Genomic DNA, 24,716 nt, shown 5'->3' on the forward strand with positions numbered 1-24,716 from the left:
GTCGTGCAGGCTGGATGCCCACAGCCGGCGCCTGCCCGCGGGGCGCGGTTTCCAGGCGCGCCGCGGTGCGTGCGGCGCCGGCACGTTCGCGAATCCGGAACAAGGAGCGCCGCATGCGGCCAGCGATATCGATCGCGACATCCATCCTGGTCCTGGCGCTCGCCGGTTGCTCGGCAACGGGCGCCGCCCGGCAGGACCTACCGCCGGAGGTCGACGCGGCCGCGCTGGATGCGGCGTTCGCCGCGCTGGTGCGCCGCAACGCGATCAACACCGCCGGCGTGGCCGTCATCCGCGACGGCAGGGTGGCGTGGACCGGCTACTACGGCGAGCAGAGCCCCGGCGTTCCTGCGTCGGAAACGACGCTGTTCAACGTCGCCTCGATCACCAAGGTCTTCACCGCGGAGACCGTCCTGCGCCTGGCGGACGCGGGCCTGCTGCCGCTGGACGAGCCGATGGCGGCGCACTGGGTCGACCCCGACATCGCCGACGATCCGCGCCACGGGCTGCTCACCCCGCGCATGGCGCTCAGTCACACCACCGGCTTTCCGAACTGGCGCTTTCTCACGCCGGACGGGAAGCTGGCGTTCCAGCACGAGCCGGGGACGGCCTACGGATACTCGGGCGAGGGCTACGAATACGTGGCCAGGTACGCGGCCAACCGGCTGGGCACCGACTTCGGCGAACTGGTGAGCGAGCACCTGCTGGCGCCGCTCGGGATCGCAGATGCCGCCTACGTCATCCGCAAGGACAGCTTCGACCGCCTGGCGCAGGCGCGCGACGCGGAGGGCCGCTTCCATGGGCACTACTGCCGGCCCAACGGCTGGTGCCGGGAGCCGGGCAGCTACTCGGCGGCCGACGACATGGCGATCACGGTGGTGGACCTGGCGCGCTTCCTGGTGGCGGCCGGCGACGGAGAGGGCTACGGCGCATCCATGCGCGCCGAGCGCGAGCGGGTGCACGTCGCGCTGGGAGACCAGGCGGTGGTGGACTGCGCGGAGGCGGCCCCGGAGGCGTGCCCGCGGGAGCAGGGCTACGGGCTCGGCTGGCAGGTGCTCGACTACGGCGACGACACGCTGCTGTCGCATGGCGGCAGCGACTGGTCGGAGCTCGCGCTCGCCTATATCCACACGCGCTCCGGCGATGGCGTGGTGATCCTGTTCAATGCGCCCGGCCGGCACGGGCTTGCGGCGATGCCGGAGGCGCTGGCGCTGGTCGATCCGGACTCGCCGCTGCGGGGAAAGTACGAGCGCTGGCACCGCCGTGCGCAGGAAAGCGGTGGAGGGGATTGATCCTGGCATGGGCGGAGCCGGGCGGTTCGCCCCGGCCAGACATCGAACTCCTCGGTCCGCTTCCAGATCCCGCGCCGCACGATCCGCGCAGTTCGGGTTCGAGGGACGACCAGGACGTGCCCGCGCACCCGACCGAGCCCGCCGCGCAGGCGTCGAGGATCTACCCGGCCCGTCTCGCCCCGATCGGGCGCGCCGGTGCAGTGCGTTCGGGCCGATAATTCGGCCCCGAGCGAGGAATCGCACGATGTCCGTTGGCGCTTCGAACCTGTCCAGTCAGCCATCGTTCGCGAGGCGCCTCGTCGTTGCCGTGGCGGCCGCCCTGGCGACCGCGGCGCAGGTGCTGTGGGCCGGACCGGATGCGCCCTCGGCGGCCGACGGGAGCGCGTCGCCGCTGCCCTACCTGCCCTGGCTGTGCCTGGTGGCGCTGCTGACCACCGGCGCCTGGCTGGCCCTGTCCGCGCGCCGGCTGCGCCCCGGGGTGCAGATCGCGGCGTTCGTCCCGGCGCTGACGGGCTATTGGCTGCTGTTGGACTACCACGAGTTCTCGGTGCGGGTGGCGGCATGGAGCACGTTCGGCGCCGCGTCGCTCTGGCTGCACGTGCTGAGGGCCTCCGCGCTGCCGATCGTCGTTTGCGCAGCGGTCTTCGCGCTGATCTCGTGGCGGGCCCTACGCGGCATGCACGCGTCCGGTCGCTGAGGCGACCGCCGCGCGACAGCGGGCGGGCGCTGCGCGCGAGGCGCCGTGGAAGGATCCGCCCTGGCCGCTACTTTTCTTTGCGGCTGAACATACTCGCGCCACGTTGATCGAGCGTCGATGGAAGTATCTGCTGGCGGCCAGGTCGAACAGACATCCCGAGGCCACCATGTACCCCGATGCCGCGCCCGAGCAGATCGAGTTCTTCCGCGAGCACGGCTACCTGCTGGTGAGGCAGGCGCTCCCGCAGGAGGCGCTGGACGAGCTGGAAAGGCACTGCGACGTCCTGATCGCCCAGAAGCACGAACTCGCCAACGACTGGGCGTGGAGCAGCGGGGAATCCAGGGAGAACCGTAGCTTCCGTATCGTGCAGTCGTCTCCCGCCAAGGTGTGGGCGGAGATCGCCGATCAGCCCTACCGCCACTGGCTCGAGCGATTCTCGTCGCAGCTGATGGGGCTGGACATGACGTTCTGGTACGACCAGTTCCTCGGCAAGCCGCCGGGCAACAGCGCCGTGACGGAGTGGCACCAGGACGAAGCCTACTGGGGGCGAAACCTGGACGACCGCGGGATCACCGGCTGGATCCCGCTGCAGGACGTGGACGCCGGCAACGGGTGCATGCACTTCATCGACCGGGGACAGAGGCTGGGCGTGCTTGCCCATCGCCTGGTCGACGGGGTGCAAAGCGATCTGCTGACCTGCGACGTGGATGAATCGAGCACCGTGGTCTGCCCCATGCGACGCGGCGATGTCGTATTCCACCACTCCAAGACGCCCCACATGAGCACGGCCAACCACGGTTCCGCATGGCGCAAGGCGGTCACCAATCACCTCCAGGCGCGCGGAGCCGGGGGCGAGGGCGGGCACTATCCGTGGCGGGTGAAGGTCAATCAGCGCACGGGAGAGCGGTCGCCGGTGGGCAGGGACGATGCCACCGGCAGACCCGCCGGATAGCCCGGCGGGCGCTTGTTGCCCGGATTGCATCCCCCCAGGAGATACCGGACGCGTTGCGATCCGCGGCCGCGGACGTTGCCCGGACGATCGGTTCCAGGCGCATGGCCGCTTTCGGGCGGAGCGCGCCGCGGCCACCGCTTCCAGGCTCATCGATTGGGGGGCGGCCCGCCCCGGGCCTGCCCGAGCGCTGGCGCCTCACCGCTGTTCTTCTTTCGGAACCGGGCCGCCTTGTGGCGGTTGCCGCACGTGGCCATGCTGCACCACCGGCGCCGGTGCGACTTGGTGCGGTCGTAGAACCAGAGGATGCAGTCGGGGTGCTCGCACTGTTTGACGAGGGCGAAGTCGCCTTCCACCAGCAGCCTTGCCACCGCCTCGGCGACGGGCCCGAGCAGGCAGGCGAGCGCGTCGCCGCGCGCGATCCGGGTCAACGCCAGCTCACCGCCGCGCGGGCGCTGCAGGCTGGGCGCACTGAGGTAGGCGTGCAGGTAGGCGTTGAGACCCGTGAAGTTTCCCACCTTGCCCTGCTTGCGCTTGACGATCAGGTCGCGCGCCTGCGCCCGTAGCGCCCTCGCCTGCGCGAGCAGGGCGTCAGCTACGCCGCTCCCGCTGCCGGCAGGTGCAGCGATGCCGTGCCGGGCCAGCCACCGCAGCACGTCTTCGGCGGAACTCCAGCAGTCGACCAGCTCCTGGTGGCTTCGCACCTGGGTGTTGAGCAGGTCCATCGCCAGGTGGTCGCCCACCATCGGAGCGTCGGCCGGTCGGGTCTCGCGTTGCAGCCCGGCGTCGTCCATCTAGTAACCTCTCAAAATCGGCTTGACAGGTTAGCAGGGATGATGCACGCTTGTCTCATAACCTGTTAAATGAAATTATATAGGTTATGGAATGCTTGCTACGTTTTTCTGGTCCCAGGGAGCCCTCATGATCGCCAAGACACTCCTCCTCGCCGCCGCCCTCGGCAGCGCCTTCGGTGCCACGGCCGCGGACCGTGCCGTGCAGGTCCACCACCGCACCATCGAGGTCCAGGGCGTGGAAGTCTTCTACCGCGAGGCCGGCCCCGCGGAGGCGCCCACGGTGCTGCTGCTGCACGGCTTCGCCGCCTCCTCGTACATGTTTCGCGAGCTGATCCCGCGCCTGGCCAGGGACTATCGGGTGATCGCCCCGGACCTGCCCGGCTTCGGCCAGACCACGGTGCTGCCCGGGGTCGATTTCGACTACACCTTCGACAACCTGGCCGCGGTGGTGGACGCCTTCACTGTCGCCAAGGGCGTGGACCGCTACGCCATGTACGTGTTCGACTACGGCGCTCCGGTCGGCTGGCGCCTGGCGGTGCAGCACCCGCAGAAGATCACCGCGATCGTCAGCCAGAACGGCAACGCCTACGAGGCCGGCCTGAGCGAGGGCTGGGCCGACATGCGCAAGGCCTGGGAGCGCCCCAGCGCTGCGAATCGCGAGGCCCTGCGCCGTTTCAACACCCCCGAGATGATCCGGTGGCAGTACACCGAGGGCGTCGCGGACACCTCGCTGCTGGCGCCGGAGGCCTGGCAGCTGGCGTCCGCCGCGATCGAGCGCATCGGCATGGAGCCGCAGCTGGACCTGCTGCTGGACTACGGCAACAACATCGAGCAGTACCCGCGGCTGCACGAATACTTCCGCCGCTACCGGCCGCCGACGCTGGCGATCTGGGGCAGGCGCGACCCGTTCTTCCTCCCGGCCGGTGCGGAGGCGTTCAAGCGCGACAATCCCAACGCCGAGGTGCGTTTCCTCGACACCGGCCACCTCGCCATCGAGACCCACGGCAAGGAAATCGCCGAAGCGATGCAGGCGTTCCTGGCCCGTCACCTGTAGGGGCGGCCCATGCCTGCTGCAGGAGCGGTCCATGGCCGCGAAGCCCCGCGTCGCATCCACGGGTGGCGAGAGCCGCGACGCTCGCGCGGTGGAACCGAACCCCGCGGCGCCGCCCGGCACCCAGGCCGCGCCGGTCTTCGCGGCCGAGGCCGCTCCTACGCGGTGGCGAACCCTCTCCGCCTCAGCCGGATGGGATGGCCGAGGGATCCATCCACATCGCCTCCCAGACGTGCCCGTCGGGGTCGGCCAGGTTGCGGTTGTACATGAAGCCGAGGTCCTGGGCGGGGTTGACGTCGGCGGTGCCGCCGTTGGCGGCAGCGGCTTCGTTGACGGCATCGACCGCCTCGCGGCTGTCGAACGAGATCGCCAGCAGCACTTCGCTCGAGGTCGGCGGCGGGATCGGCCGGCTGGTGAAGGTGCGCCACTTGTCGTGGGTGAGCAGCATCACGTTGATCGCTTCGCTCCAGACCATGCAGGCGGCGGTTTCGTCGGTGAAGTGCGGGTTGTTCTCGAAACCAAGCGCCTTGTAGAAGGCCATCGACGCGGCGAGGTCGGTCACGGGCAGGTTGACGAAGATCATCTTGGGCATTGCGGGCTCCTTGGGAAAGGCCAGTGGTGGATGGTGGCGGACGGGCGGGCACGATGTCGCCCGCTTGCCTTGGACGTCGAACGGCGAGGCGCGGGATCGACACCGTGGACCGCGCCGGGATCGCGGCCACGCCCGGGGCTTCCCGCCGGGCCGCGCTTCGGGCCGGGGCCGTCGCGGGGCAGGCAGCGGCTCGACGCGCGCACGCGTTGCAGGCACAGTCCGGTCATTCGAAACACTGGACCGAGCCGATGCCATTCCCGCGTTGCCGAGGGGCCGCCGTGGTCGCCGTGGCCGCCGCGCTGCTGCTGGCGGGCTGCGCCGCTTCCCCACTGCGGATCGATACCCGCCACCAGGCCGCGGCGCAGGCCAGCCGGGTGCAGTTCCTGGTGCTGCACTACACCGTGGCCGATTTCGACGAATCGCTGCGGCTGTTGACCGGCACCGAGCCCGGCGTGTCCGCGCACTACCTGGTGCGCGACGATCCGGTCCGGATCTACCGCCTGGTCGAGGAGCACCGGCTGGCGCGACATGCCGGCGAGAGCTGGTGGGCGGGCACGACGCCGCTCAATGCCTCGTCGATCGGCATCGAGATCGTCAACCCCGGCTACACCGATACCCCGGAGGGGCGGGTCTACGCACCCTACCCGCAGGAGCAGGTCGACACGGTGATCCGGCTGGCGCGCGAGATCGTGGCGCGTCACGGCATCCGCCCCGAGCACGTGCTCGGCCATGCCGACGTGGCGCCGGGCCGCAAGCAGGATCCCGGCCCGCGGTTCCCGTGGCGCCGCCTGGCCGAGGCCGGGCTGGTCCTCTGGCCCGATGCGGCCCAGGTCGCCGAACGGCTGGAATTCCACCGGCGCAACCCGCTGCCGGCGATCGCCTGGTTCCAGGAACGCCTGGCCGCCGTGGGCTATCGGGTCCCGCGCGGTGGCGAACTGGACCAGGCCACCCGCGCCGTACTCAGCACGTTCCAGATGAAGTACCGGCCCGCGGACATCGCCGGAGAACCCGATGCGGAAACCGCGGCGCTGCTCGACGTCGCCTCCACGCCCGGCGGCATGCGCGCGCTCGCACCGGCGGCGGATTGAGCACACGCGCGGCCGGCGCCGCGGCAAGGCGAGCACCGATGGCGCGAGCCGGGAGCGCGTGCTCCGCAGGATGTTCGCCGAGCAGCCGGCACGGATCGAGGCGCTCGACGGGTTCGCGGTCGGCGAGTGGGTGGCCAGTCACGACCGCGCCACCCGGCGGGACGGATCGGTCAGCGAGGGCCTGTCGCTCTACCGGGTGCGCGGCGGCAGGATCGTCGAGGACTGGTATCCGGCGCGCAGGGCGCTCTAGCGCTCCGCAACGCCCCCGTTTCCGGCTGCCGGCGCGCCGGCGGCCTTCTCCTCTCGCTGGCTCGTTGCCGGTTGGCGCCGCGCCGCCTTCAACGCCTGCCTGGTCGCGTCCCGCAGCCATCGCGTGTCGGTGAAGCCGCGGTTGCTCATCGCGATGAGCATGGCATCGTCGTCGGGGAAGCGCTGGAAGTCGGTGATGTAGCCATTGGTACCGCCGGTATGGCCCTGCATGCGGACCCCGCCGGCGTCGCTGGTCACGATGCCGAGCCCGTAGGTGGCGCCAGAAGCGGCGGGTTGGCCGTCGGCGCCGGACGGCTCGGCGGTCATTCGCTCGAGGGTGGCGGGCGCGACGATGCTGCCGGCCTTCAGGGCCGCGTCCAGTGCGACGAAGTCCTCGACGCTGGCGTGGACCGCGCCGGCGCCAAGCTGGACGAAGGCCCAGTTGTACGCCTGCACGAGATTGTCCGGCTCGCCGTTGTAGCCGATCGCCAGCCCATCCTCGCGCACCGGAACCGCATGGCCGGCGACCAGGTTGGGGGCCTCGATGCGCGCGGTCCGCATGCCCGCTGGCCGGAACACGAGCGCCTCCACCACTTCGGCGAACGGTTGGCCGGCGGCGCGCGCGGCGGCCTCGGCCAGCAGCTCGAAGCCGTAGTTGTTGTAGCGATAAGCTTGCCCAGGGGCCGACACCAGCGCTCTCTGCTCCGGCGCCAGCGCCGTCAGCAACTCGCGCATGGCGGTGGGATGGTCGCTGCGAAAATGCCCAATCAGCGCCTCGCTCAGGTCGGCGACGCCGGAGGTGTGGTTCAGCAGCTGACGTAGCGTCACCGGGGTCCACTCGCTTGGCGCCTCGGGCAGGTAGTCGCGGATCGAAGCGTCCAGCGACAGCTTGCCATCCTCCACCAGCTTCATCACCGCCAGCGCCGTGACGAGCTTGCTGGTCGAGTAGATCTTGAAGCGCGTCGCGCGCGTCATCGGGACCCCGTTGACCAGGTCGGCCTGGCCGCAGGCATGCTGGAACGCGTCGCCGCCGCGCACCCGCACGACCACCACCCCGGCGAAGGTGCCGTCGGCGCAGGCGCGCTCGAGCCCGGCGGCCAGCGCCGAGAAGTCGGGAGCCACGGCGGCGCGCGCGGGCGCAATGGCGGCGGTCGCGAGCGACAGCAGCGCGGTCGCGGTCGCGATGAGGGTTCTGGAGATCGGCATCGGCATCCTCGGTCGGCGGGTCGGGACGGGCGGCGGCGAACCGAACGCCCTCCCGGAAAGATGCGGCGGAGCGCCGAAACGTCGCGCGCAATCGGCAATCGGGTCGAGGAACTCGACAGTCGCGGCGGGGAAGCCTACTTTGGCGAGGCCGCGAGAGGGCGTGCATCATCGTGCGCTCGCGCAGGCGTACGGGAAGAAGGGGGAATATGGACTGGACGATCGTGGCGTTGCTCGCCTTGCTGGCGCTCAACGCATTCGCCTCGGTCGCGGTACTGCGCGACCCGGTGGCCACCGGGGGCCGGCGCACCGCACAGCTGGCGATCGTCTGGCTGGTGCCGGTGGTGGGGGCGGTCGTGTGCGCCGCGGTGGTTTCGGTGCACGCACGCGACGAGCGCCCCGTCCCCACTCCGCCGCCGTTCGCGGATGGCGCCGGGGGAGGCCAGGCGCATGCCACCACGGCCGCAGGCGACTGCGGCGGTTTCGGGGCCGATGGCGGGGGATGCGGCGGCGACTAGACGTGCAGCCGCCGATGCAGCTGCTCAGGCAATCCGCTCGAGCACGTCGATATGCGCGGGCAGCAGGCCATCGATGCCGATGGCGGTGAGCGGCATGTGCGCGTCCCAGACCTGGTCGCAGCGGTATCGCACCAGGATGTCGGGCACGGTCTGCACGTAGTTGACCGCGTTGGCGCCGCCAGGCGGCATGCGCACGGCGATCGCCCAGTGGTCCCAGCCGTACCAGCTGGTGCTGCGCATCTGGACGGTGCAGTCGTAGCCGGTGCCTTCGCCCAGCACGGTCAGGCCGTTGGTGATCGCGGCGATCTTCATCAGCGCCATGCGGCACGCCTGCTGCGCCGGCGCGTTCCCGGCCAGGGCATCGGCGAAGCGGCCTTCCAGGGTGGCGATGGGCGCGCCGGCGTCCGGCCAGATCGCGCCGATCTGCGCCAGATAGACCTGGCTGATGGCGATGGGCCGGCGCTGGCCGTCGAACACGAACGCGTCGTTGTAGAGGCTGGCGGCGCTGAAGGGATCCTCCGCGCCCACCTGGGCGCCGGCCAGGGCCCAGGCCCAGCACGGCACCACGCGCATGCTCTCGTCGGGAACGTCGATGCCGTTGCGCGAGTACGCGCCGGCGTTCATGCGCTGCAGCAGTTGCGGGCTCGGGTAGGGCATGTGCGGTCTCCGGCAGGGCGGCGCGCGTGGCGCGCCTTCCCCTGCTCCAACGCGCACGGACGCGGGCCGTGAACCGGACGAGCGCGCCGGCCGCCGCCGACGGGGCTGCGCGGAGCCCCGGCGCCGTCGTCCCGGGCGGGCCGGGACCCGACCTGGGGCGTGCGGGCCCGGCCCCCGGTCCGGCCTCGTGCTAGCGGGGCGGCGAACCGGCGGCGGCGCCTGCCTGCAGCAGCTCCAGTTCCGCCAGCTCCACCGCCGCCTCGCCCGAGAACCTCAATCGATACGCCAGGTACTCCCCGGGCTCGGCCAGGCCGAACGGGCGCAGCTGCCGCGCCCACCGGAAGGCTTCGTCGCGGCGCCGGTCCAGCGCGATCCAGGGCCCGGCCCCGGTGCGGCCTTCCAGGGTCCAGGCCAGGCCCGCCAGCGGCGCGCCGCCGCTGGTGAGGGTGTAGTGGCTGATCGCGGTGGGCGCAGAAAACCGGAATTCCACGCTGGCCCCCGCCGGCAGCGCCGCCGACGTGGCCGCGTCGTCGTCGAGCAGCACCGCCGGCCGATCCCCGCCCGCCGCCAGGGCCTCGGCCTGCGGGGTCTGGTCGAGCAGGCCCGCGGGACGGCTGCCGGGTTCGGTGAGGGAGGGCGGCCGCGCGTCCGCGCCGCTGCCCCAGGTGGACGGCGCGCCGCCCATGACGAACTCGAGGGTCGCGCCATCGGCGATGTCGTCGTGGCGCAGCCAGGCGCGGTCCCAGGGGCGGCCGTCGATCTTCAGCGACTGCACGTAGACGTTGCCCGGGCCGTTGCCATGGGCGATCACGCGGAGCGTGCGGCCGTTGCCGAGCCGGACCTCCACCCGGTCGAACGCGGGCGAGCCGATCACGTACTCGGGCGCGCCCATCCGCAGCGGATACAGGCCCAGCATCGCGAACAGGTACCAGGCCGACATCTCGCCGTTGTCCTCGTCGCCCGGATAACCCTGGCCGATCTCGCTGCCGAGGTAGAGCCGGCGCAGCGCCTCGCGGGTGATCCGCTGGGTCTTCCAGGGCTGGCCGGCGGGCACGTACATCCAGGGGATGTGGTGCGCGGGCTGGTTGCTGTGCGCGTACATGCCCATGCGCACGTCGCGGGCCTCGGTCATCTCGTGGATGACCCGTCCATAGCTGCCGGCGAAGCGCTCCTCCGCGGTTTCCGGGGTGGCGAAGAACGCGTCCAGCCGCCCGGCCAGCGCCGCGCGCCCGCCGAACAGCGACGCCAGGCCCTCGGCGTCGTGCGCGGCGGTGAAGGCGAAGGTCCAGGCATTGGCCTCGGTGTAGTCGCCGCCCCACAGGCGCGGGTCGAAGTCCACGGCCGGCTGCCGCCATCCGCCGCCGGCGTCGCGGCCGCGGAAGAAGCCGGTGGCCGGGTCGAACAGGTGCGCGTAGTCGGCGGCGCGGGCCTGGAAGTAGCCGGCCTCCTCGCGGTAGCGCCGCGCGCGCGCCGGGTCCGGTTCGGCGGCGGCCAGCGCCCGCCCCAGCTGCGCCAGGCCGAAGTCGTTGAGCGCGCCTTCCAGCGTCCAGGACAGTCCCTCGTGCACCGAGGCGTCGGCGTAGCCGCGGTACATCGATCGCGCCAGGCCCTTGCGGCCGACGTTGGCCACCGGCGGCACCACGGTGGCGTTGCGCAGCGCGGCCTGGTAGGCCTCGCCGGCGTCGAAACCGCGCACGCCCTTGAGCCAGGCGTCGGCGAAGGCGACGTCGGAACTGGTGCCGACCATCAGGTCGGCGTAGCCCGGCGAGGACCAGCGCGCGACCCAGCCGCCATCGCGGTACTGCTGCAGGAAGCCGTCGATCATCTCGCCGGCGCGCGCCGGTGCGAACAGCGCATACGCCGGCCAGCTGGTGCGGAAGGTGTCCCAGAAGCCGTTGTTGACGTAGACCTTGCCCGGCCGCACCGCGGCGGAGGTGCGCGACTGGTCGCCGCCGGCGTGGTCCTTCGACCAGCTGTTCTGGTCGGCATGGTGCCAATCCGGGCGTTCGCGCGTGCCGAGGTTCTCGTGTGCCACGTTCGGATACAGGAACAGGCGATAGAGGTTGGAGTAGACCGTGGTCAGCTGGTCCTCGCTGGCGCCCTCGACGCGTACCCGTCCGAGCAGCGCATCCCACGCGTCCTGCGCGCGGCCCCGCACCGCTTCGTAGCCGTCGTCGCCGATCTCCAGCTCGAGGTTGCGGCGCGCCTGCTCCACCGAGATCAGCGAGGTGGCGATGCGCATGCGGACTTCACCGTCGGCAGCGGGCGCGAACTTGACATAGCCGGTAGGGCGCCCGGTCTCGAGCATGCCGCTGGCGCGCCAGGGCTGGTCGAAGCGGGCGTAGACGAACATGCGCGTGGCGCCGTTGGACAGGCCGCTGCGGGTGTCGGTGTAGCCGCGCAGGACCTGGGCCTGCGCATCGAGCGTCAGTCCACCGCGCTCGTCGACGTTGTCGAACAGCAGATTGGCGTCGCCGCCCTGCGGAAAGCGGAAGCGGAACAGTGCCGCGCGCTCGCTGGGCGCGAGTTCGGCGCGGATGCCGCCGTCGAAATCGACGCGGTAGGCGTATGGCCGCGCGAGTTCGCGGTCGTGCGAGAACGACAGCGCGCGGCGTTCGCGGTCGGCATCCGGTACGCCGGTGGCCGCGGACGGCATCACCTGGAAGGTCTGGCGGTCGCCCATCCAGGGGCTCGGCTGGTGGCTGATCGACAGCGCCTGCAGCCGCGGCCGGTTGTCGGGGCCGTTGTGCTCGCTCCAGCGGTACAGCCAGGACAGGGTGCCGGCATCGGTGACCGGCACCCAGAAGTTGAAGCCGTGCGGCATCGCGGTGGCGGGGATGTTGTTGCCGCGCGAGAAGGTGCCGTTGGACTGCGTGCCGCGGGTGGTCGGGACGCGGTCGCTCGGGCGCAGGTCGCTGGCGGGACCCGAGAGGTCGATCACGATGTCGTCGATCCAGCCGCGGGCCGTCGCGCCGTCGCCAGGCTGCAGTTCCAGTTCGATCGCGCGAATTCGGCGCCCGGACAGCTCCGGCGTATCGCCGAGCCGCACCTCCTTGCGCGCCCATTGCTGGGGGTACAGCGTCTTCGACCCGGCCTGGCCCCGCGCGCCGAGGGGCGCGCCATGCTGGTCGCGCGCGCCCGCATCGGACAGCCGGCTTCCATCGTCGAACACGAGGTCGAGCGACACGCCGGTGGAGGCCACGGTGTCGCCGTCGACGATCTCGGGCAGCACCATCCACGCCAGGCGCGTGTCGGCCTCGACGGGAATGTCGACCTCGAACAGCCGCGTGCGTCCGGAAGGTCCCTCGTATCGCAGCGCGGCCGGTCCGCTGTAGCCCATGCCGGCCTTGGCGGCATAGGGCGCCTCCGGCCCGGCGCCGGGGCGTATCGCGCCAACGGCGCCGGCGATCGCCGGGACCGGCTCGCCGCGTTCGAACGAGGTCGAGAATCCCCGCTCGCCGGCGGAGACCGTGGTGGCGGACGCCAGCAGCGCCAGCACCAGTGCGGACCGAGGGCGGCGCACGCGCTCAGCCACGGCCGCGCAGCACCGCGAGGACGTCATGGCAGGCGCCCATCGTGTGGTAGTCGGTCTTGCCGGCCGGGCTCTTCTCGTCGTCATGCTTGCGGTTCTCCCGATCGAGGATGCGGTACCAGGCGCCGTGGGTATGGTCGACCAGGTGCCGCCAGGCGTAGTCCCACAGGCGGTCGTACCAGTCCCAGTAGCGCGTGTCGCCGGTCGCCGCCGCCAGGCGCGCGGCGCAGGCGAGCGATTCGGCCTGGACCCAGAAGTACTTGTCGTCGTCGCAGATGAAGTGCCGGCCATCGGGCAGCGAGGGGCCGGGCACCTCCTTGCGCAGGGCCTCGGGCGCGAAGCCGTACATCAGGCCGCCGAATTCCGGATCCCAGGCCGCGTCCACCGCGCGGTCGAACAGTTCGCGGGCTCGCGGCACCAGCCAATCCGCCGGCGTGCCCGCCTGGCGCAGGTGGCCATCGAGGATCAGCAGCAGCTTCGACCATTCGGTCTGGTGCCCCGGCTGGAAGCCCCAGGGGCGGAACAAATGCTTGGGATCGTCTCGGTGGTAGTCGGTATCGACCTGCCAGTCGGCATCGTAGTGCTCCCAGACGAGGCCATCGCATTGCGCGGCCTGGCGCCGGGTCATGTGGTCGGCCAGCAGCAGGGCGCGCTGCAGGTAGCGCGGCTCGCGGCTGGCCTCGAAGGCCGCCAGCATGGCCTCGCACATGTGCATGTTGGCGTTCTGGCCACGGTAGCCGCTGAACTCCCAGTCGCGGGTGGCCTCGTCGCGGTACAGGCCGGGCCCGGGCTCCCAGTAGCGGGTGTCCAGCAGGTCCCAGTGGGCGGCCATCCACGTCCGGCACTCCTCGACGCCGGCCTTGAGCGCGATCGAGTACGCCAGCAGCACGAAGGCCGCGCCGTAGCAGTGCTGGGTGGTGTCCTCCGGGGCGCCATCGCGCAGGGTCCAGAAGTAGCCGCCGCTGTCGGGGTCGAGATGGCGTTCGCGCAGGAACGCCAGGCCGTGGCGGACCGCGTGCAGGTACTCCTCGCGCAGCGCCGGGTCGTCGCCGCCGAACTCGAGCGCGGCGGTGGCGTAGTTGAAGACGAAGCGCGTGCTGCTGACCAGGTGCCGGTGCGACGCGTCGTAGACGCTGCCATCGTCCTTGAAGTAATGGAAGAAGCCGCCGGCCGGATCGATGCAGCGCGGGTGGTAGAAGGCCATGGTGTGGCGGATGTGGCCGCGCAGGAAGGCCTTGCTGCGGAAGTCGGCGTGCGCGGGTGCGGCTCGGGTCATGGGGTCGGGTTGCTCCGGGTGGATGCAGGAGGGGGCAGGGCATCGGCCAGCGTACGGATGCGCAGCGCCTCGCGCAGGGCCTCGATGCCGGCGGCGGAGGCCACGCGCAGCGCCCGCGTTTCGCCGGGCAGCAGGGTCAGCGCATTGTCGGACGGCTCGGCGTCCAGGTCGCCGAAATCGATCCAGACCGCGCGCGCCAGCCGGGCGGCGGAGAGATCGAGCACGAAGCCGTCCCCATCGCTGCGCAGCTTCGCGCGCACGGCCGGTTGGCGCCAGGCGATGTCCTTTGCCGCGGCGAAGTAGACCACCTCGCGCGCCGCCGGCTCGCCGTCGACCGCCAGCTCGAACACGGCGACCGTGCGCGCCGGATCGGCATCGCCGAGCAGTTCGGTGTCGGCATGGCGGGCGATGCGGACCGCCGACAATGGCGCGAGCTCGACCCGGCTGCGTTCGTCGCGCAGCACGACGCCGTCGAGATCCATGACCCGCAGCCGCAGCTCGCCCCGGCGCGCCGTGGTCCGGTCGGAGATCAGATGCACGGCCGTGGCGCCCTCCTTGCGCAGGGCCGCGACCGTCACCGGCGCGAAGAACCGGCGCGCATGGAACTGCAGCGCTTTCCAGCGCCCGAACCAGTCGATGCCCGACCAGGACGCGCCGGGCCACACGTCGTTGAGCTGCCAGTACAGCGACCCCATGGTGTGCGGCCGGCTGGCCCGATGGTGGCGGGCGGCCAGGCCGATCCCCTCGGCCTGCATCGCCTGGCTCAGGTAGACGAAGCCGGCGAAGTCGCGCGGCTCGCCGAACTCCATCCGGATGTAGTGCAGCAGTCGCTCGTTGCCCTTGCCGGCGAGGAACTTCTGGTGCGCCTCGATCACCGGCGCGTCGACGCGCTGCTCGTCGCGCGCGGCAAAGTGATCGATCGTGCGCTGCACCGGCCACGCCTGCAGGCCGTACTCGGACATGAAGCGCGGGGCGACGTCGAGATAGGCGGTGGGCGGCCGCGCCGGGTTTCCCCAGACCTCCCAGTAATGCATGTCGCCGCTGGCGGGCGTGTTGGCGATCTCGGCCATGTCGTCGCTGGGCGAGCTGGGCCAGTAGGCGATGCCGCCTGCCTGGTCCTCCACCAACTCGCGCAGATCGTGATTGAACAACTGGAGATAGCCGTTCCAGACCTTCTCCGCGAAGGCCGGATCGGCCTCGCGCAGGGTCCTGCCGTGGCCCCAGTACTTCCAGGCGATTTCTTCCTCGTTGTTGCCGCACCACAGCACCACGCTGGGATGGTTGCGCAGCCGCCGCACCTGGTCGCGCGCCTCGGCCACCACGCTGGCCCGGAAGCTCTCGTCGTAGGCCGGCTGCATGCCGCCACCGAACATGAAGTCCTGCCACACCAGCAGGCCGAGTTCGTCGGCGATGTCGAAGAAGGCGTCGCGCTCGTAGTAGCCCCCGCCCCAGTTGCGGACCATGTTCATGTTGGCGTCGACCGCAGATTGCAGCACGCGACGCGGTTTCGCGTCGGTCACGCGTGGCTCGAACATGTCGAACGGAATCGCATTGGCGCCCTTGGCGAACACGGGGATGCCGTTGATGACGAAGGCGAAGCCGCGGCCGCCGGCGTCGGGCTCGCGGCGCAACTCCACGCTGCGCAGACCGGTACGCGCCGTGAGATGGTCGACTCGCCGAGCGCCGTCGAGCAGTTCCAGCTCGTAGCGGTACAGGGGCTGGGGCCCGTAACCGACGGGGAACCAGCGTTGCGGGCGTTCGATTCGCACGGTCTGCGCGATCTCGCTGACGCCATTTGCCAGCGGGACCGTACGCTCCGCCGCCAGCGATCGTTCGCCATCGGGCGCCACCTGCCACAGTCGCAGGGTGTAGTCGCCGGCGCGGGCGGCATCGAGGGTGGCGATCGCGGTGAGCTGGGCCCGGTCTTCGGCGACATGGTCCTGGCGCAGTTGCAAGTCGTCGAGGCGGGCATCTCTCCACGCCTGCAGCCGCACCGGCTTCCACACGCCGGCGGTGACGTAGCGCGGCCCCCAGTCCCAGCCGTAGTGGTAGCCCGGCTTGCGCACGAAGTTGGCGGTCATCGCGTCGTTCGGCTCGTCGCCGTAGGGCGAGGGGTAGTTGCCGGCGATCCGGTGCGGCATCGCCTGCACCCGCGGCAGCAGCCGCGCGATGGGCGAGCGCAGCACTACGCGCAGCGTGTTCCCGCCCGGCCGCAGCCGACCCTGCACCGGTACCCGCCAGGTGCGGAAGGCGTTGTCGGCCTCCAGCACCCGCTCGCCGTTGAGATGGACCTCGGCGAAGGTGTCAAGCCCTTCGAACACAAGGTCGCTGCGGGTCGCATCGAGCGCCGCGCGCGGCACGTCGAACGTGGCGCGGTACTCCCAGTCCGCCAGGCCGATCCACTGCAGCCCGGCTTCGGGGGCGCCGACGTAGGGGTCCGGGATCACGCCATGGGCGAGCAGGTCGGTGTGCACCGTGCCCGGCACCTTGGCGGCACGCCAAGTGGCCGCTTCCGGATGTGCCGCCGCCTGGGTACCGTCCGGCAGCAGGCGGAACTCCCAGCGCGCGTCGAGCGCCAGGTCCACCGGTTGCGCCGCGGCCGCCGGCAGCCCGCATGCGGCCAGCAGCAGCCATGCGAGCCAGGCCGGAATCCAGCCGCGCATGCGTGCAGGGCGGACCAACGACGGTGCGGTCATGGGGCCGGCGCCTTGCAGTAGCGATCGATGAACCGCTGATGCGCCGGCATCCCCCCGGCCGCGCGCGCGATGTCCTCGCGCACGCGATCGAGGAACGCATCCAGGGCCGCCTCCGGCATCTCGTCCACGATCGGATGGTAGCCGGCTGGCACGATCCGCTGTCCCAGCATCACCTGCACCCAGCTGGGCAGGGCGAAGAAGTCGTCGCCGTGGCGGAAGTAGCGGCCGTCGCGGCGGAACATCGCGATCGTCTCCTGCAGCGGCTCCGGCACCGGCATCGTGCGGCAGCGGTCCCAGAACGGGCTGTCGTCGCGTTCGGTGGCGTGGTAGTGCAGCACCAGGAAATCGCGGATGCGTTCGTACTCGAACGTCGTCTCGCGGTTGTAGCGCCGCACCAGCTGCGGGTCGAAGCCCCGGTCGGGGAACAGGCCGAGCAGGCGTTGCAGCCCGGACTGCACCAGGTAGATGCTGGTCGATTCGAGCGGTTCCATGAAGCCGCTCGCCAGACCGAGTGCGACCACGTTCGCGCGCCAGAACTCGCGCCGCATGCCGGTGTTGAAGCGCAGCGGACGCGGCTCGGCCAGCGCCTCGCCGTCGAGGCTGGACAGCAGGGTCGCGGCCGCCTCGTCGTCGCTGAGGTGGTCGCTGGCGTAGACGTAGCCGTTGCCGGTGCGGTGCTGCAGCGGGATGCGCCACTGCCAGCCCGCAGGTCGGGCGGTGGCGCGCGTGTACGGGGCCGGCGGACCGGTGTTCGCGCTCGGCACCGCCATCGCCCGGTCGCAGGGCAGCCACTGGCGCCAGTCGACGTAGCCGGTGCCCAGCGCGTCTCCGATCAGCAGGGCGCGGAATCCCGAGCAGTCGACGAACAGGTCGCCCTCGACGCGTTCGCCGCTCTCCAGCACGACGGCCTCGACGAATCCGTCGCCGCCTCGCCGCGCCACGTCGACGACCCGGCCCTCGGTGCGCGTCGCGCCGCGGCGCTCCGCCAGCGCCCGCAGGAAGCGCGCGTAACGGCCGGCGTCGAAGTGGTAGGCGTAGGCGACGTCGGCCAGCGGCGAGCCGGACGGCGCGTCCGGCGCGCCGGCCACGAACCTGCCCAGCGGCCCGGCCACCGTCTGCAGCGTGTACGCGCCAATGTCCGGCGCGCGCCCGGCGAGGAACCGCTTCAGCCAGAACTGGTGGAACGGCAGCGGGCCCATCGAGCGGCCGATCCTGCCGAAGCCGTGCATGTAGGTATCGCCGATGCGGCCCCAGTCGCGAAACTCGATGCCCAGTTTGAAAGTGCCCTGGGTGGCGATCAGGAATTCGGCCTCGTCGATCCCGAGCACTTCGCCGTTGAAGGTCTTCAGGTGCGGCACGCTGGCCTCACCCACGCCGACGATGCCGATTTCTTCGGACTCCACCAGCCGCACCGAGGCCCCACGACCCAGGTAGGTGGCCAGCGCGGCCGCCGACATCCAGCCGGCGCTGCCGCCACCGACTACGACGATGCGGCGGATGCGGGCGTCGCGATCCGTCACCAGGCCATCCGGCGACAGGGGTGCGGCGGTGCGGGGCAGGGTCGGGTCATCGCAGGGGGTGCCGGTCGGAGTGTGCCGCGCGCAGCGCGCGGGTGGAAGAGGAGCCGCCGGCGATGATCCAACATCGCCGGCGCGCGAACCGAAGCCCCCGTGCGGGTGCGCGAAGGCAAAAGCACTAGAACTTGTAGGTCAGGCCCAGGTACGTCACGCGGCCGGCGTAGCCGTTGGAATAGAAGCGGTCCTTGGTGTCGTTGCCCAGGTGCGAGCGCGTCTCTTCTTCCGTCACGTTCAGGACCGACGCGCTGATGCTCAGGGCCGGGGTGATGTTGTAGGCGGCGTTGAGGTCGATCTGCTGGTACGGCTCGTCGTAGACGTTCAGGCCGTTGACCAGGCCTTGCACGACTTCGCCGCGACGGTTGTACGAGGCGCGCAGCAGCAGGTCGTGCGCCTCGTAGAACACCGTGAAGTTGGTCTGGTTCTTGGCGCTGCCGACCAGCGGCGACTCGCCGAGCTCGGTGCCGTCCTCGAGGGTGATCGCCGCCTCGTTGGTGTCGTTGTAGGTGTAGTTGAACTGGAAGCCGAGACCGAAGTCGAGCGTGTGCTGCGCATACAGCTCGACGCCCTGCGACACCGCGTCGCGGCCGCCGGCATCGGTGGCATAGTTCTGCACCGTCACGGTCTCGCCGTCGACCTCGATCTCCACATCCGAGATCACCGGCACCGCGAAGTTGCTCACGTTCTTGCGGAACAGGCCCAGCCCGAGCACCGAACCGGGCTGGAAATACCACTCCAGGCCGACGTCGTACTGGGTCGCCTCGTACGGTTCGAGCCCCTTGTTGCTGCCCGACCCGTACCAGCCCTGTTCGCCGGCACCGCCGGTCAGGCGGCGATCGGCGACGTATTCCGGACTGTAGTACTCCAGGCTGCCGGGCGCTGCGATGTCGCTGTAGCTCGGGCGCGCCACCACCTTGGACGCGGCGCCGCGCAGCACCAGGGCGTCGGTCAGGTCGTAGGCCAGGTTGAAGCTGGGCAGAACGTCGGTGTAGGTCCGGTCGAGCGCGCTGACCTCGAACGACTCGGGCCGCGCCACGCTGTCCGAGAGCCTCCAGTATCCCTCGCTTCCGCAGTAGGTATCCGCGGGCGCGCCGCCGGGCATGGAAGCGCCCTGCTGGCACGGCAGCGGGTTGCCGTCGCTGCCGTCGAAGAAGTAGTCGGTGTAGTTGGTCACCTTGTCGGTCGAGTCCGCATGCTGCCGGGTCCGCGCGATGCGGACGCCGAGGTTGCCGCGCAGGCGGTCGGTACGGAAATTGGCCTGGAGGTAGGTGGAGTAGATCCGTTCGTCGACGTTGTAGACGAAGTTGTCCTCGTCGCGCCGCTGCACCGGGCCGTAGGTGCCGTTGAGGTAGGCGATGTAGGCCGGGTAGTCGATCGCCGGGTATGCGCTGGCCTGGATGCCGCCCGGCAGGTTGCCCAGCGGGTACAGGAAGTCCGGCGAGAACTGGGTGGCGACGTCGTTGCAGCGGCCGTTCCAGAAGCGGTTGTCGTAGTCCGCCGGGTCGGTGCCCGGGCACACCCAGTAGCTGTTGCCGGTGCTGCGGCTGATGCCGCCGTCGCGGCCCTTGAAGCCGAACTGGACCGACTCCAGGAAGCCGCCTGCGGTGTGCCAGGTGCCATCGAGCTGGGCATGGTTCTGTTCGGTGCTGTTGCGGGTCCAGGACGAACCGGTCGAACCGAGGTCGACCTGGAGGATGCCGGCGGCGAGGTTCTGCATCAGCTCCGGCGAGAAGGTCATCGACGGCGTGCCGGTCAGGTCCCATGCGCTGGCGAAGTTGCCGAGGCTCCAGCTGCCGTCCGCGTTCTGGCGGCGCGGCTTGATCGGCACCGAGAACTGCAGGTCGGGGCCGCCCTCGGCCCAGGTGCGGCCTGCCTTGAAGGACAGGTCCAGCCATTCACCACGCCACTCCGCGGCGAAATCGGCGGTCTGCGACAGCGACTCCTCGACGTTGTAGCTGCCGGTGATCTGCGGGGTCGGAACGGTGCAGTCATCGGACCCCCAGCCGCCCGGCGCCATGCCGCCGGCGGCTGCCTCTTCCTCGCTGCAGTAGTAGGTCTTGCCCGGATGCAGGCTGTAGTCCGCCCCGGTGACGATGGTGCCGCTCGGGTCGAAGTGGAGACGGTCGAGCAGGCGGCCGCCGCGCCAGTTGCCGTCGCCGAAGTACCGGGCGATGTTCCACTCCGGTACCTTCAGGGTGCTGGTCTGCGAATCCTGAGAGAGCTCGAACCGGAAATAGTTCGCGGTCAGGGTCAGGTTGTCGGTCGCCTTGAACTGCAGCGTCACCTGGCCGCCCCTGCGCTCGCGTTCCTCTTCGCGAACGTTGAAGTTGACGGAGGTCGGCATCATGAAGCCGGTGTAGTAGTTGCCGTTCTGGTCCCAGAATCCGGTGCCGCCCCACCAGTTCGAGTTGAAGTCCGACGGTCGCCCGTTGACGTCGACCGCGGTGCCGCCTTCGTCGCGGCCGTACCACTGCCAGCTTTCGGTGTCGGCGCCCATGGTGCGCGTGGTGCGCGTCTGGTCGGAGTAGCCGACGAAGACGCCGAAGCGGCCTTCGTCGTCATGCCACGCGTACGAGCCCGAGAACTGCCCGTCGTTCTTGCCGGTCGTGTCGGCGCGGGTGCCTTCGACGGAGACGAAGCCGGTATTGGATTCCATCTCCAGCGGACGTCGGGTGTGCAGGATGACCGTGCCGCCGATGCCGCCTTCGTCGATGCGCGCTTCCGGCGTCTTGAACAGCTCTGCGCTGGAGAGCATGTTCGAGGGCAGCAGCATGTAGTTGAACGAGCGGGTCGGGTCGCCGTTGGATTCTGCGGTGGCGATGTAGTTGCCGTTCAACTGGGTCAGCGTCAGCTCCGAGGACAAGCCGCGGACGCTGACATTCTTGCCTTCGCCGCCACTGCGGGTCACGATCACGCCCGGCACGCGCTGCAGCGCATCGGCCACGTTCTTGTCGGGGAACTTGCCCACGTCTTCGGCGGTGATCACCTCGACGATCGCATTGGCGTTGCGCTTCTGGTCGAGGCTTTTCTCGATGGCGTAGCGGTAGCCGGTCACCTGGACCGCATCAAGGGTGGTGGCGTCGGCGGTGGCGGGCGTCGCCTCCTCCGCGTCGGCCGGGGTGCCGGCGGCCTCCTGCGCGAACGACGGTGCAGGCAGGGCGGCCATCGCGGTCAGGGCGAATGCGATGGCGGCGGACAGCGACGTCCGGCCCGGTGTGTATGGCATCAACTTCATCACTGTCTCCCTCTCCAAAGCACGGATGGACGATGCGCGTCTGTGTTGTTTGGATCGATCCAAAAAAGCGCCCGGCCGGCGGGTCGGAAGGTGCGGCAACCAGCCCACCGGCGGAATCGCTAGACCCCGCAGGTGACGCCGCGCTCCGGTTTGGATCGATCTAATTCGGCGTGCAAAGATGTAGCATGACGCGTCGTACGACGCATGCTGCCCTGCAGCAGGGACCGGAGGGCGTGGTGGCGACGCGGTGCCATGCGATGCAACCGCTGGAAGGACAAGCTGAAGATGGCGGCTTCCCGAGGCGTGGACCCGAGTGCGCTCGGCCGGTTTCCGGGACCCATCGCTTGACCGGGCGCGCCCGGCTGCGGATCGTGGCCGCCGTGGCGCCCCGCCGCGCCCCCCGGACCGGCATGACGATCCGATTTCCCACCGCCACCGGCCGCGCGCCGCGCGCGCGCGCCCCCTGCGACCACGGCCCCCTCGTGGCCGGCATGGTGCCGCGGCCATGACCTGGACGCTGGAGATCGCCGCGAACTCGCTGGCGTCGGCAAAGGCCGCGCAGGCGGCCGGCGCCACGCGGGTGGAACTGTGCGCGGCGCTGGAATCGGGTGGGCTGACGCCTTCGGCCGGCGCGATCGCCGGCGTGCGCAAGCGGGTCGCGCTGCCGGTGCACGTCCTGGTCCGGCCGCGCGCGGGCGACTTCTGCTACAGCGACGCGGAACACGAGACCATGCTCGCCGATATCGCGCATTGCGCCGCCAGCGGCTGCGACGGCGTGGTGGTCGGCGCGCTGACCGCGCGCGGCGAGGTCGACGTGGCCCGGTGCCGGGACCTGCTCCACGCGGCCGGTGCGCTCGACACCACCTTCCATCGCGCCATCGACCTGTGCCCCGACATGCCTGCTGCGCTGGAGGCGATCGTCGGGCTGGGATTCCGGCGCGTGCTCAGCTCCGGCGGCGCCACCGACGCCATCTCCGGCGCCGGCATGCTGCGTCGCCTGGTCGAACAGGCCGGCGAACGCATCGTCGTGATGCCCGGGGCCGGCATCACGCCGGACAACATCGCCCGGCTCGCAGCCCACACCCGCGCGCGCGAATTCCATGCCTCGGCGAAGCGCTCGTGTCCGACGCGCATGCGCGTCCCGGCCGACCCCGCACTGGGCATGGACGGCGGCGAACTGCGCGCGGATGGCGCGCGCATCCGCGCCCTGCTCGCCGCCCTGCATGCGGCCGAGGCGACGTGAGCGCCCCGTTCGTTTCCGCCGACATCGGTGGCACCAATGCGCGCCTGGCCTGGGTGCGCGCATGCAGCGACGGCCGCATCGAAGTGCTCGCGCAGCGCCGCTACCTGTGCGCGCAGCATCCATCGCTGCGCGCGATCCTCGCGGACTTCATGGGCCACGCCCGCGGGGCTCCGGCGCTGGCGCTGGCGGTCGCCGGCCTGGTCGACGGCGATCGCATCTTCAGCCGCAACGTGCCGTGGCCGATCGACACCGCGGACCTGCGCGCGGTCGGCTTCGGCGAGGTGGCGGCGGTCAACGACTTCGTCGCGGTGGCGCACGCCTGGCAGTGCATGAACGAGGCCGACACCGTGCTGCTGACCCCGCGCGCGCCCATGCCGCCGGAGCCGGGCACCAGCCTGCTGCTCGGCCCCGGCACGGGGCTGGGCGGGGCGCTGCGCGTCACCCGCGACGGTCGCACCCTGGTGCTCCCCTGCGAGCCGCAGCAGGTGGCGCTGGCGCCGGGCAACCTGCGCGAACTGGCCGTGCTCGGCCACTGGATGCGCGCCGGTGCGGGACACGTCGGCGTCGGCCATGCGGTCTCCGGACCGGGACTTGCGAATCTCTACCGGGCCTTGTGTGCGATCGACGGTGCCCGGCCGCGCTGGCGCTCGTCCGACCAGATCGTGACCGCGGCCGACGATCGTGCGGATGCGCACGCGATCGAGGCGATCGGGATGTTCTGCGGACTGCTCGGCAGCGTGGTGGGTGACCTGGCGATGGTGACTGCGGCCACGCGCGTGTTCGTGGCGGGCGGCGTGCCGTCGAAGATCCGCGGCTGGCTGCTCGGCAGCACGTTCGCACAGCGGTTGGTCGACAAGGACGTCATGCGTCCGGTCCTGGAGCGCATCCCGGTGCGGTTGATCGAGGATCCTGCGCTGGGCGTGATCGGCGCGGCGAGCTGGTTCGTGCAGCGCGGCTAGCGCTGCGACCGTGCAGCATGCGGGAGGGGGCGATATCCGCCCTGCGCCACGCGCGGCTCAGGCGAACGCCTGCGGCGCGGCGGATGCGTGCGCCACCGCCGCCGCGAGCAGCGCGCACGTTTCCGCATGCGTGGGCAGCGCCGCGAACGCGCCGTGCCGGGTGACGGCCAGCGCGCCGCAGGCCGCCGCGTAGCGCAGGCAGCGGACGACGGCGGCGCGGTCGTCGAGAAACCCGTCGAAGCGGCGCGCATCGACCCCGGCCTGCTGCAGACGCGACAGCAGCCCGCCGATGAAGGCATCGCCGGCAGCGGTGGTGTCGACCGCCCGCACCGCGATCGAGGCGAGTTCGCCGCTGTCGCTCCGCGTCCACCAGCGGATCGGCGCGGCGCCATCGGTGACCACGACCAGGCGCGATGCGCGCAGCAGCCTCGCGATGACGTCCCCGCCGCCATCCCGGCCCTGTTCCAGGTACTCGAGTTCCTCGCGCGCAAGCTTCACCAGGTCGGCCGCCTCCAGCGCCTGCCACAGCATCGGCAGGGCGGGCGTGGCGCGGGCCCATAGGGCCGGGCGCAGGTTGAGGTCCAGGCTCACCAGGGCGCCCGCGTCGCGCGCCAGCGCCATCCCCGCCAGCGTGGCGGCGGCGATGTCTGGGTCGGTCAAGCTGTTGCTGCAGCCGTGGAAGATGCTGCACTCCGACAGGCAGGCCGGGTCGAAGTCGCTGCTGCGGAACAGCAGGTCCGCGGCGGGCGGCCGGTAGAAGCTGAAGCTGCGTTCGCCATCGGCGTCGAGCGACACGAACGCCAGCGCGGTCTTCGCCTGCCCCGTACGGCGCACGTAGCGCGTGCCGGTGCCGGCGGCACGCAGGCTGTGGAGCAGGAAGTCGCCGAACATGTCCTCGCCCAGCATGCCGACGAATTCGCTGCGCCCGCCGAGCCTGGCCACCGCGACCGCGGCGTTGGCCGGCGCGCCGCCCGCGAACTGGCGGAACGCGCGCGCCTCGCCCTCGACCACGGGCCCGGCGAGAAAATCGATCAGCGCCTCGCCGAAGCAGACGATGGTGTGCCCATGGGTCGAGGGGAGATCCGGTGCGGGCGGGGATGGGTCGGGCATGGCC

General features: G+C 71.0%; 19 protein-coding genes. 9 read left to right on the forward strand and 10 right to left on the reverse strand.

Annotated elements, in window-relative coordinates:
• The first annotated feature begins 113 nt into the window (after positions 1 to 113).
• The 3 genes from QFW77_RS18670 (at position 114) to QFW77_RS18680 (ending at position 2,938) form a co-directional block, all read left to right on the forward strand.
• Positions 114 to 1,289, forward strand: coding sequence for a serine hydrolase domain-containing protein (locus QFW77_RS18670; RefSeq protein WP_280576385.1), 1,176 nt, complete (start codon positions 114 to 116; stop codon positions 1,287 to 1,289).
• 244 nt (positions 1,290 to 1,533) lie between these two features.
• On the forward strand, positions 1,534 to 1,986 hold the full coding sequence (locus QFW77_RS18675) for a hypothetical protein (RefSeq protein WP_280576386.1): 453 nt from the start codon (positions 1,534 to 1,536) through the stop codon (positions 1,984 to 1,986).
• A gap of 166 nt (positions 1,987 to 2,152) precedes the next feature.
• Positions 2,153 to 2,938: a phytanoyl-CoA dioxygenase family protein gene (locus QFW77_RS18680; protein ID WP_280576387.1), complete on the forward strand. Its 786-nt coding sequence runs from the start codon at positions 2,153 to 2,155 to the stop codon at positions 2,936 to 2,938.
• Between the two features lie 146 nt (positions 2,939 to 3,084).
• Here the strand turns inward: QFW77_RS18680 and QFW77_RS18685 are convergent, their stop codons facing one another.
• The gene (locus QFW77_RS18685; protein ID WP_280576388.1) at positions 3,085 to 3,729 is read right to left on the reverse strand and encodes a CGNR zinc finger domain-containing protein; all 645 of its coding nucleotides are present in this window, start codon (positions 3,727 to 3,729) and stop codon (positions 3,085 to 3,087) included.
• A gap of 127 nt (positions 3,730 to 3,856) precedes the next feature.
• Here QFW77_RS18685 and QFW77_RS18690 point away from each other — a divergent pair, with 127 nt between their 5' ends.
• A complete protein-coding gene (locus QFW77_RS18690; protein ID WP_280576389.1) occupies positions 3,857 to 4,783 on the forward strand; it encodes an alpha/beta fold hydrolase in 927 nt (308 codons plus the stop codon).
• Between the two features lie 181 nt (positions 4,784 to 4,964).
• Here the strand turns inward: QFW77_RS18690 and QFW77_RS18695 are convergent, their stop codons facing one another.
• Positions 4,965 to 5,372 carry a VOC family protein gene (locus QFW77_RS18695; protein WP_280576390.1) on the reverse strand — a complete coding sequence of 136 codons (408 nt, stop codon included), beginning with the start codon at positions 5,370 to 5,372 and terminating at the stop codon, positions 4,965 to 4,967.
• A 278-nt stretch (positions 5,373 to 5,650) separates the two neighbouring features.
• Here QFW77_RS18695 and QFW77_RS18700 point away from each other — a divergent pair, with 278 nt between their 5' ends.
• On the forward strand, positions 5,651 to 6,460 hold the full coding sequence (locus tag QFW77_RS18700; RefSeq protein WP_280576391.1) for an N-acetylmuramoyl-L-alanine amidase: 810 nt from the start codon (positions 5,651 to 5,653) through the stop codon (positions 6,458 to 6,460).
• A gap of 58 nt (positions 6,461 to 6,518) precedes the next feature.
• Positions 6,519 to 6,710 carry a hypothetical protein gene (locus QFW77_RS18705; RefSeq protein WP_280576393.1) on the forward strand — a complete coding sequence of 64 codons (192 nt, stop codon included), beginning with the start codon at positions 6,519 to 6,521 and terminating at the stop codon, positions 6,708 to 6,710.
• Here QFW77_RS18705 and QFW77_RS18710 read toward each other — a convergent pair.
• Complete coding sequence (locus QFW77_RS18710; protein WP_280576394.1) at positions 6,707 to 7,915, reverse strand: serine hydrolase domain-containing protein; 1,209 nt, start codon at positions 7,913 to 7,915, stop codon at positions 6,707 to 6,709. The genes QFW77_RS18705 and QFW77_RS18710 overlap by 4 nt on opposite strands.
• A gap of 206 nt (positions 7,916 to 8,121) precedes the next feature.
• Here QFW77_RS18710 and QFW77_RS18715 point away from each other — a divergent pair, with 206 nt between their 5' ends.
• Positions 8,122 to 8,430: a hypothetical protein gene (locus QFW77_RS18715; RefSeq protein ID WP_280576395.1), complete on the forward strand. Its 309-nt coding sequence runs from the start codon at positions 8,122 to 8,124 to the stop codon at positions 8,428 to 8,430.
• A gap of 24 nt (positions 8,431 to 8,454) precedes the next feature.
• On the opposite strand, the gene QFW77_RS18720 is transcribed toward QFW77_RS18715, so the two are convergent.
• From QFW77_RS18720 to QFW77_RS18745, 6 genes are all read right to left on the reverse strand, one after another.
• Complete coding sequence (locus QFW77_RS18720) at positions 8,455 to 9,087, reverse strand: hypothetical protein (RefSeq protein ID WP_280576396.1); 633 nt, start codon at positions 9,085 to 9,087, stop codon at positions 8,455 to 8,457.
• Between the two features lie 190 nt (positions 9,088 to 9,277).
• Entirely contained in the window at positions 9,278 to 12,649 is a 3,372-nt protein-coding gene (locus tag QFW77_RS18725) for a GH92 family glycosyl hydrolase (RefSeq protein WP_425603386.1), read from the reverse strand.
• Complete coding sequence (locus QFW77_RS18730; protein WP_280576397.1) at positions 12,615 to 13,895, reverse strand: AGE family epimerase/isomerase; 1,281 nt, start codon at positions 13,893 to 13,895, stop codon at positions 12,615 to 12,617. Before QFW77_RS18730 ends, QFW77_RS18725 begins: the two co-directional genes overlap by 35 nt.
• Positions 13,892 to 16,558, reverse strand: coding sequence for a beta-mannosidase (locus QFW77_RS18735; protein ID WP_425603390.1), 2,667 nt, complete (start codon positions 16,556 to 16,558; stop codon positions 13,892 to 13,894). Before QFW77_RS18735 ends, QFW77_RS18730 begins: the two co-directional genes overlap by 4 nt.
• A 29-nt stretch (positions 16,559 to 16,587) precedes the next feature.
• Positions 16,588 to 18,111: a tryptophan halogenase family protein gene (locus tag QFW77_RS18740; protein ID WP_280576399.1), complete on the reverse strand. Its 1,524-nt coding sequence runs from the start codon at positions 18,109 to 18,111 to the stop codon at positions 16,588 to 16,590.
• Between the two features lie 175 nt (positions 18,112 to 18,286).
• Positions 18,287 to 21,400, reverse strand: coding sequence for a TonB-dependent receptor (locus tag QFW77_RS18745; RefSeq protein ID WP_280576400.1), 3,114 nt, complete (start codon positions 21,398 to 21,400; stop codon positions 18,287 to 18,289).
• Positions 21,401 to 21,905: 505 nt separating this feature from the next.
• Between QFW77_RS18745 and QFW77_RS18750 the strand changes: the two genes are divergently transcribed.
• Entirely contained in the window at positions 21,906 to 22,643 is a 738-nt protein-coding gene (locus QFW77_RS18750) for a copper homeostasis protein CutC (protein WP_280576401.1), read from the forward strand.
• Positions 22,640 to 23,602, forward strand: coding sequence for a glucokinase (locus QFW77_RS18755; protein ID WP_280576402.1), 963 nt, complete (start codon positions 22,640 to 22,642; stop codon positions 23,600 to 23,602). Before QFW77_RS18750 ends, QFW77_RS18755 begins: the two co-directional genes overlap by 4 nt.
• Before the next feature lie 57 nt (positions 23,603 to 23,659).
• Here QFW77_RS18755 and QFW77_RS18760 read toward each other — a convergent pair whose 3' ends face one another.
• Positions 23,660 to 24,712, reverse strand: coding sequence for a carbohydrate kinase family protein (locus tag QFW77_RS18760; protein WP_280576404.1), 1,053 nt, complete (start codon positions 24,710 to 24,712; stop codon positions 23,660 to 23,662).
• Positions 24,713 to 24,716 lie beyond the last annotated feature (4 nt).

It is taken from the genome of Luteimonas endophytica (assembly GCF_029887875.1).
Taxonomy (GTDB): Bacteria; Pseudomonadota; Gammaproteobacteria; order Xanthomonadales; family Xanthomonadaceae; genus Luteimonas; species Luteimonas endophytica.

Coding starts and splice junctions, on each gene's coding strand:
- QFW77_RS18745 (WP_280576400.1), bottom strand. CDS start 21,400: ATGAAGTTGATGCCATACACACCGGGCCGGACGTCGCTGTCCGCCGCC.
- QFW77_RS18675 (WP_280576386.1), top strand. CDS start 1,534: ATGTCCGTTGGCGCTTCGAACCTGTCCAGTCAGCCATCGTTCGCGAGG.
- QFW77_RS18680 (WP_280576387.1), top strand. CDS start 2,153: ATGTACCCCGATGCCGCGCCCGAGCAGATCGAGTTCTTCCGCGAGCAC.
- QFW77_RS18690 (WP_280576389.1), top strand. CDS start 3,857: ATGATCGCCAAGACACTCCTCCTCGCCGCCGCCCTCGGCAGCGCCTTC.
- QFW77_RS18695 (WP_280576390.1), bottom strand. CDS start 5,372: ATGCCCAAGATGATCTTCGTCAACCTGCCCGTGACCGACCTCGCCGCG.
- QFW77_RS18685 (WP_280576388.1), bottom strand. CDS start 3,729: ATGGACGACGCCGGGCTGCAACGCGAGACCCGACCGGCCGACGCTCCG.
- QFW77_RS18760 (WP_280576404.1), bottom strand. CDS start 24,712: ATGCCCGACCCATCCCCGCCCGCACCGGATCTCCCCTCGACCCATGGG.
- QFW77_RS18720 (WP_280576396.1), bottom strand. CDS start 9,087: ATGCCCTACCCGAGCCCGCAACTGCTGCAGCGCATGAACGCCGGCGCG.
- QFW77_RS18670 (WP_280576385.1), top strand. CDS start 114: ATGCGGCCAGCGATATCGATCGCGACATCCATCCTGGTCCTGGCGCTC.
- QFW77_RS18725 (WP_425603386.1), bottom strand. CDS start 12,649: ATGACGTCCTCGCGGTGCTGCGCGGCCGTGGCTGAGCGCGTGCGCCGC.
- QFW77_RS18735 (WP_425603390.1), bottom strand. CDS start 16,558: ATGCGCGGCTGGATTCCGGCCTGGCTCGCATGGCTGCTGCTGGCCGCA.
- QFW77_RS18750 (WP_280576401.1), top strand. CDS start 21,906: ATGACCTGGACGCTGGAGATCGCCGCGAACTCGCTGGCGTCGGCAAAG.
- QFW77_RS18730 (WP_280576397.1), bottom strand. CDS start 13,895: ATGACCCGAGCCGCACCCGCGCACGCCGACTTCCGCAGCAAGGCCTTC.
- QFW77_RS18715 (WP_280576395.1), top strand. CDS start 8,122: ATGGACTGGACGATCGTGGCGTTGCTCGCCTTGCTGGCGCTCAACGCA.
- QFW77_RS18710 (WP_280576394.1), bottom strand. CDS start 7,915: ATGCCGATCTCCAGAACCCTCATCGCGACCGCGACCGCGCTGCTGTCG.